Source organism: Aphanizomenon sp. CS-733/32 (assembly GCF_028330045.1).
GTDB classification, from domain to species: domain Bacteria; phylum Cyanobacteriota; class Cyanobacteriia; order Cyanobacteriales; family Nostocaceae; genus Dolichospermum; species Dolichospermum gracile.
This window is the reverse complement of the sequence record NZ_JAQMSE010000174.1, coordinates 22,086-28,905: the sequence shown is the minus strand read 5'-3', so window position 1 is coordinate 28,905 and position 6,820 is coordinate 22,086. Positions and strand designations below refer to the sequence as shown.

At 38.3% G+C, this 6,820-nt stretch carries 7 protein-coding genes; 3 read left to right on the top strand and 4 right to left on the bottom strand.

Annotation, left to right across the window (positions count from 1 at the left end; translation table 11 throughout):
• Positions 1-140 precede the first annotated feature (140 nt).
• Positions 141-431, bottom strand: a complete 291-nt coding sequence (locus PN471_RS13995) for a type II toxin-antitoxin system RelE/ParE family toxin (protein ID WP_271777369.1) — start codon at positions 429-431, stop codon at positions 141-143.
• Positions 428-700, bottom strand: coding sequence for a ribbon-helix-helix domain-containing protein (locus PN471_RS13990; RefSeq protein ID WP_334311920.1), 273 nt, complete (start codon positions 698-700; stop codon positions 428-430). Before PN471_RS13990 ends, PN471_RS13995 begins: the two co-directional genes overlap by 4 nt.
• 113 nt (positions 701-813) lie before the next feature.
• Here PN471_RS13990 and trmFO point away from each other — a divergent pair, with 113 nt between their 5' ends.
• From trmFO to PN471_RS13975, 3 genes are all read left to right on the top strand, one after another.
• Entirely contained in the window at positions 814-2,136 is a 1,323-nt protein-coding gene (gene trmFO, locus PN471_RS13985) for an FADH(2)-oxidizing methylenetetrahydrofolate--tRNA-(uracil(54)-C(5))-methyltransferase TrmFO (protein ID WP_271777368.1), read from the top strand.
• A 331-nt stretch (positions 2,137-2,467) separates the two neighbouring features.
• Positions 2,468-3,709, top strand: a complete 1,242-nt coding sequence (locus tag PN471_RS13980; protein WP_271777373.1) for a M16 family metallopeptidase — start codon at positions 2,468-2,470, stop codon at positions 3,707-3,709.
• Between the two features lie 22 nt (positions 3,710-3,731).
• Positions 3,732-5,003 carry a M16 family metallopeptidase gene (locus PN471_RS13975; RefSeq protein ID WP_271777367.1) on the top strand — a complete coding sequence of 424 codons (1,272 nt, stop codon included), beginning with the start codon at positions 3,732-3,734 and terminating at the stop codon, positions 5,001-5,003.
• A 100-nt stretch (positions 5,004-5,103) separates the two neighbouring features.
• On the opposite strand, the gene PN471_RS13970 is transcribed toward PN471_RS13975, so the two are convergent.
• Both PN471_RS13970 and PN471_RS13965 read right to left on the bottom strand, forming a co-directional pair.
• Positions 5,104-5,763, bottom strand: coding sequence for a response regulator transcription factor (locus tag PN471_RS13970; protein WP_271777366.1), 660 nt, complete (start codon positions 5,761-5,763; stop codon positions 5,104-5,106).
• A gap of 19 nt (positions 5,764-5,782) precedes the next feature.
• Complete coding sequence (locus PN471_RS13965) at positions 5,783-6,796, bottom strand: sensor histidine kinase (protein WP_334311919.1); 1,014 nt, start codon at positions 6,794-6,796, stop codon at positions 5,783-5,785.
• Positions 6,797-6,820: the final 24 nt, after the last annotated feature.

Sequence of the window (6,820 nt, the reverse complement as noted above, 5' to 3'; positions counted from 1 at the left end):
GTTGTGATTTTAGGTACTTACAGATCCCCCTAACCCCCCTTGTTAAGGGGGGAAATAGAGTCAAAGTCCCCCTTGTTAAGGGGGATTTAGGGGGATCTGAAAAAATTTGATACACCATGAGAGACTTTTCAAACACCCTCTTAAGAAAACAAAGATTCAAGATTACGATATCCATTAACAACCCGAATAATTTCCACATCATCTTTTATCAACCGATAGAAAATAATATAAGGATTTACAGATATTCCTCGCAATTCAGGCAAAATTTCAGCATAGCTACGCCCCATGTTAGGAAATTGTGCTAACACTTGACATTTTTGTTCAATATTATTTAGAAATTGATTTGCAGACTCTAAATTGAAACCTGATAAATAATCACAAATTTCATTGATATCTTCTATTGCCTGATCTGTTAAACTGTAATTACTCATTGCGAAGATTCACCTTTTTTAGCAAGTTTTTCTCGCAATTTAGCAAAAGCAACATCACCATTAGTCAATTGTCTCCTATTAGCTTGTTCAATACCCACATCTACTTTTTTACGGGTTTCGTCTAACCATTGTTCATAATGTTTATCTCTTTCCTCTAATAATTGCAAAGCTGCTACAATTACCTGATAGGCATTTTCATATTTACCAGTTTGCAATTTCGCTTGAATTAACTGTTCCTGTTCTGGTTGAAGGCTAATATTCATAGTCATAAATACCAAAATTGATGAATTTAACAACTTGAGGATTGAGTATTAATCATTGTAACCTATTATTAATTGTTATTATAACTAAAGCAATAATAAAAAAGCACAAAAAAACAACTATGATACAACAACCGATACAAGTAATTGGCGGTGGACTCGCAGGAACAGAAGCCGCATGGCAAATAGCCCAGGCAGGAATACCCGTAATTCTTCACGAGATGCGCCCTAAACGCTTCAGCCCTGCCCATCATACCGAAAATTTGGCAGAATTGGTCTGTAGTAACTCTTTCGGGGCTATGGCGAGCGATCGCGCTGCCGGTCTATTACACGCAGAATTACGCCAACTCGGTTCTATTGTCATCTCTAAAGCAGATGAACACGCAGTCCCCGCTGGAGGGGCTTTAGCGGTAGATAGAGGGCAATTTGGGGAAGATTTGACCAAAACCCTAGCCAATCACCCTTTAATTGATTTTCGTCGCGGGGAAGTTACCGCCATTCCCGAAGGTATCGTTGTTTTAGCCTCTGGACCTTTAACCAGTCCTGATTTAGCCGCAGATTTACAGCGGTTTACGGGGATGGAATATCTCAACTTTTTTGATGCTGCAAGTCCAATTATTGTCGGAGATTCTATTAATAAAGATATTGCATTTATGGCTTCTCGCTATGATAAAGGTGAAGCAGCTTATCTGAATTGTCCGATGAATAAAGAGCAGTATTTACAATTTAGAGAAGCACTTTGTCAAGCAGAACAAACAGAATTAAAAGACTTTGAAAAGGAAACAGCGAAATTTTTTGAAGCTTGTTTACCAATTGAAGAAATGGCCAGAAGAGGTGAAGATACCATGCGTTATGGTCCCCTCAAACCAGTGGGTTTATCTGATCCTCGCAATGGAGAACGTAACTATGCGGTAATTCAATTACGACAAGAAGATAAAGCCGGTCAACTTTGGAATATGGTTGGTTTTCAAACTAATTTGCGCTGGGGTGAACAAAAACGAGTTTTTCAAATGATTCCTGGTTTAGAAAAAGCCGAATTTGTCAGATTAGGAGTCATGCACCGTAATACTTTTTTAAATGCACCACAGTTAATGTCTGCAAGTTTGCAATTTAAAGAACGTCCAACGTTATTGGCTGCGGGACAATTAATCGGGACAGAAGGTTATACCGCTGCATCTGCGGGAGGTTGGTTAGCGGGAACAAATGCAGCTAGGTTAGCTTTAGGAAAAGAACCCCTAATTTTGCCCGTGACAACCATGATGGGGGCTTTATTTGAGTTTATCAGATCCGCTGCTCCTAAGCATTTTCAACCAATGGCTCCTAATTTTGGAATTGTTCCAGATTTAGGTGTGAAAATCAAGAGTAAACCAGAAAAATATGGACGTTACCGGGATAGATCCTTAGCAGATTTGGCAACTTGGAAAAGGGAAAATCTAGCCGTTTAAATCAGACATTTGATGATCAATAATGTAGAGACGTTCCATGAAACGTCCATATCATCAAATTTAGGACTGACGCAAAAAAACCCTCAAACCCTGATTTCTCTGTGTCCTCTGCGTCCTCTGCGGTTCGTTCTTAGTTTAAGATAAAGCTGTATAGAATAAGATATCAAGAATTATTGACCGCAGATAAACGCAGATAAACGCAGATAAATGATGATGATTATTCTGTGCAGCTTCAGATAAAATTGGTATAAGTTGTGAAAATCAAGGTTAGAATGACAAAATTATATTGTGCTTGAAACTATAGAAATTGTCAAAACAACTAACTAACAACGTGTTTCCCGGTTCAGTCATCAAATTAGATAATGGCTTGACATTCATTCACCAAGAGATATCCACTACATCCGTAGTGGTAGCTGACGTTTGGGTGCGTGCGGGAACTAACCTAGAACCAGAACCTTGGTTTGGCATGGCACATTTTCTAGAACACATGATTTTTAAGGGTACACCAAACCTGCTGCCTGGAGAATTTGATTATCACATTGAAAAAATCGGCGGGGTGAGTAATGCCGCAACTAGCCACGATTACGCCCATTATTCCATTACAACTGCGGCTAATCATCTAGAGCATACTCTCCCCCATTTAGGCGAATTACTCCTGAATGCAGCCATTCCTGACGATGAATTTATCAGAGAACGGGATGTAGTGCTAGAAGAAATCCGTACTTACAATGATGATCCTGATTGGGTGGGTTTTCAATCTCTTGTGAAAAATATTTACCAACATCACCCTTATGGACGTTCTGTGCTGGGGACTGAGCCAGAATTAATGCAGCATTCCCCGGAAGCTATGCGCTGTTTTTATCGCACTCACTATCAACCAGAAAATATGACTGTGGTTGTGGTGGGGGGGATTGGTGAAAAAGCTGCGCGGGAGTTGGTAAACCGGACATTTGCAAATTTTCCTCAACGGGATAATTGTCCCCAATTTACCAAAGTTGCAGCACCGGTAATTAAAGGAATTCGTCGTCATGAGTTAATTTTACCTAGACTAGAACAAGCACGGTTAATGATGGGTTGGAAAGTTCCGGGTGCGGAACAATTGCGGGCTGTTCATGGTTTAGAATTATTATCAGCACTGTTAGGAGCAGGGAGAATTTCTCGGTTAGTATCTGATTTGCGGGAAGAAAAGCAACTTGTACAGGACATTTGCTGTGATTTCTCGTTACAGAAAGAATCAAGTTTACTGACAATTACAGCTTGGTTAGAATCAGAATATCTGGAACGAGTTGAAGAGTTGATTTGTAATCATTTACAAGCATTACAAAATCAAGAAATTAGCACGTCAGAACTAAATCGTATTCAAAGGTTTCTATGTAATGATTATGCTTTTTCTACAGAAACGCCAAATCAGCTAACTAATTTTTATGGTTATTATCATACCATTGCTAACGCTGAATTAGCTGTTACCTATCCTCAAGAAATCCAGTCTTTCCATCCTCAAGAACTGCAAAAATTAGCTCAACAGTATCTTTCACCAGCTAATTATGCCGTGACAATTCTCCAACCTTGTTAGTTATTAACCTGTGAAATTAAAAATGCAAACTATTAATAGTCGCTCTCTAATTCATCGCACTGTATTAAGTAATGGCATTGTTTTATTAGTATCAGAAAATCAGGCTGCTGATATTATTGCGGGGCGGATTTTTATTCGCGCTGGTAGTTGTTATGAACAGCGAGAAAAAGCTGGGTTAGCGCATTTGTTATCGGCGGTAATGACAAAGGGATGTGATGGTTTATCGAGTTTAGAAATTGCGGAAAAAGTTGAGTCTGTGGGGGCTAGTTTAGGGACAGATGCGGCTACAGATTATTTTGTGCTATCTTTGAAAACTGTAACTGCTGATTTTATTGATATTTTAACATTAGCTGGACAATTATTGCGATCGCCTACTTTTCCCGAAAATCAAGTAGAACTAGAAAAACGGTTAGCAATCCAAGATATTCGTTCCCAAAAGGAGCAGCCTTTTAACCTGGCTTTTGAACAACTGCGTCAGGTAATGTACCCAAATCATCCCTACTCGCTGTCAGTTTTAGGTGATGAAACAACCATGAGTAGCATTACCCGTGATGATTTAGTAGAATATCATCAAACTCATTTCCGTCCTGATAATATTGTCATTAGCATTGCTGGACGCATTACAGCAACAGAAGCGGAGAAATTGGTAACTAAGATTTTTGGTGATTGGGAAATCCCAAATTCCGCCCAACCAACTCTTGATTTACCACCTATTACTGCATCACCTAAACCCTGTCTTAAACCTTTAAATACTCAACAATCAATTATTATGTTGGGTTATTTAGGACCATCAGTAACTAACCCAGAATATGCGGCTCTCAAATTACTGGCTACCTATTTAGGCAATGGTCTTTCTAGTCGTTTATTTGTAGAATTACGAGAAAAGCAAGGGTTAGCTTATGACGTATCTGCTATTTATTCAACTCGACTTTTTCCCGCTGCCTTTGTAGTTTATATTGGCACTGCACCGGAAAATACCAAAATTGCTTTTAATGGACTCCGCCAAGAAGTAGAATTATTATGTACCACCGAACTATCAGCGGAAGCGTTACAAACTGCTAAAAACAAAATTATCGGTCAATATGCGTTAGGTAAACAAACTAATGGACATATTGCTCAAATATATGGCTGGTATGAAATTTTAGGTTTAGGAATTGAATTTGATCAAAAGTTTCCCGAATTAATTAATAATGTGACTGCAACTGAAGCAATTACCGCCGCTCGTAAATATTTACAAGCACCTTATCTGTCTTTAGTTGGACCAGAAGAAGCCATTCAGACGGCTACTTTCTAAAACCTTAAATATGGTTTGCTGATAGCGTAGCGTGGCGTATTAATCCTGATTGGGCGCAGTCCTTGCGCCCCTACCTCCTAGCCCTAATCAAAAGACTTTTTCAGCAACTTTTAATTAAACCTTTGTCCAAAGCTACCATTACAGCTTGAGTTCGATGGCTGACATCTAACTTGTGTAAAATAGTATGAACATGAACTCTAACTGTTCCCGATGTAATATATAATAAATTAGCGATTTCTTGATTAGTTTTTCCTGTGGCGATCAAAGAGAGAATTTCTAACTCCCGATGAGTGAGAGGATGATAGGATGTATCATCTCCATGAGGCTGTTCTCCATGATAACCAGAACGAATTTCTTGAGTTGCGGTTTCATCCCACCAGGAAGCACCGGCGGTAACTGAACGCAAAGCTAAAACTAATTTTTCCGCAGCGATACCTTTAAGACAATAACCTTGAGCGCCAACGGCAATTAACTGAGAAATCAAGGATTTTTGAGAATGGGAAGTAAGAATTAAAACTGGTAATTTGGGATACTGTAACTTTATTTGCTGACAAGCCTCAATACCGCCAATTCCAGGTAGTCCTACGTCTAAAAGTACCACATCTACAGGATGTTGTTTAACCAATTCAATAGCGGTTTCACCATCTTCAGCTTCAGCAATAACTTCTAATCCTGTTTCTTGTTGTAGTCGCACGTGCAAACCCAAGCGAAAAAGTTCATCATCTTCGACTAAAAGAATTTTGATAGAGGTAGATAGCATTTCAGATGATTAAGAATAATTAATTAGGAAGAATAGGCAGCTTAAAGGCAAAAATAGCACCATGAGGTAATCTATTTTCTGCCCAAATTGTACCATCATGAGCTTCAATAATTTGTCGAGATAGGTAAAGACCTAAACCAGAACCTTTTCCTTGACTAATTCCTTGATAAAATCTGGTAAATAAGTGAACAAACTCCTCTGATTGAATACCAGCACCCCTATCTACAATTTTTACGACTTGATAGGAAGATGTTGTTTGTAAAATAATTTCAATCCGCTCACCACGACGAGAATGATTAATAGCATTAACTATCAGATTACTAAAAACTCGTTGTAATTGTAAAGCATCACCATTTACCCATAAGGATTTTTTCCAATCAGAATCACCATAATTAAATGAGAAATAAACACGACGATTTACGGCTAATTCTCTGAGAGTGGAAGTAACATCTTCCGCTAAAATAGTCAAATCCACAGGAGCTAAATTTAATTTAATACCTTCTGTATCATTGCGATAAACATCTAACAAGGTTTCTACTAATTGCAAGGAAGTTGAATGACTACGTGCCATTGTGGCTAAAACAGTTTGTTGACGGAGGGAAACTGCACCAAATTTTTCTTGTTGAAAAGCCTTAATAGTTTCTATGGCTCCTAAAAGTGGAGTTTTTAAATCATGGGTAAGAGTAGAAACAAAATCTTCTCTGATTCTGGCTAATTGTTCTTGTGATTGTAACTTTGATTGTTGTTGAATAATTGCATCTTGGGAAAGACGTAATCTATCGCTTAAAAAGCCAGTGATGATTAGTGCTACAATAGCGATCGCTCGATTAGCAATTGTATAAAAATGAATCTCCTCGCTGCCAGGTAAACCCAGATTCAAAATCGTTAAAAACACAGACATAAAAGTTGTTTGGATAGTAGCAATTCGCCCAAACCAGAAACTAGCTAATAAAATCGCCCCAGTGTAGAGATATCCAAATACATAATCATTTGGTGTGGAAAACTCCATAACTATAATTATCAAAAAAAGCATAAAAATAGTTAAAAATTTCATTGA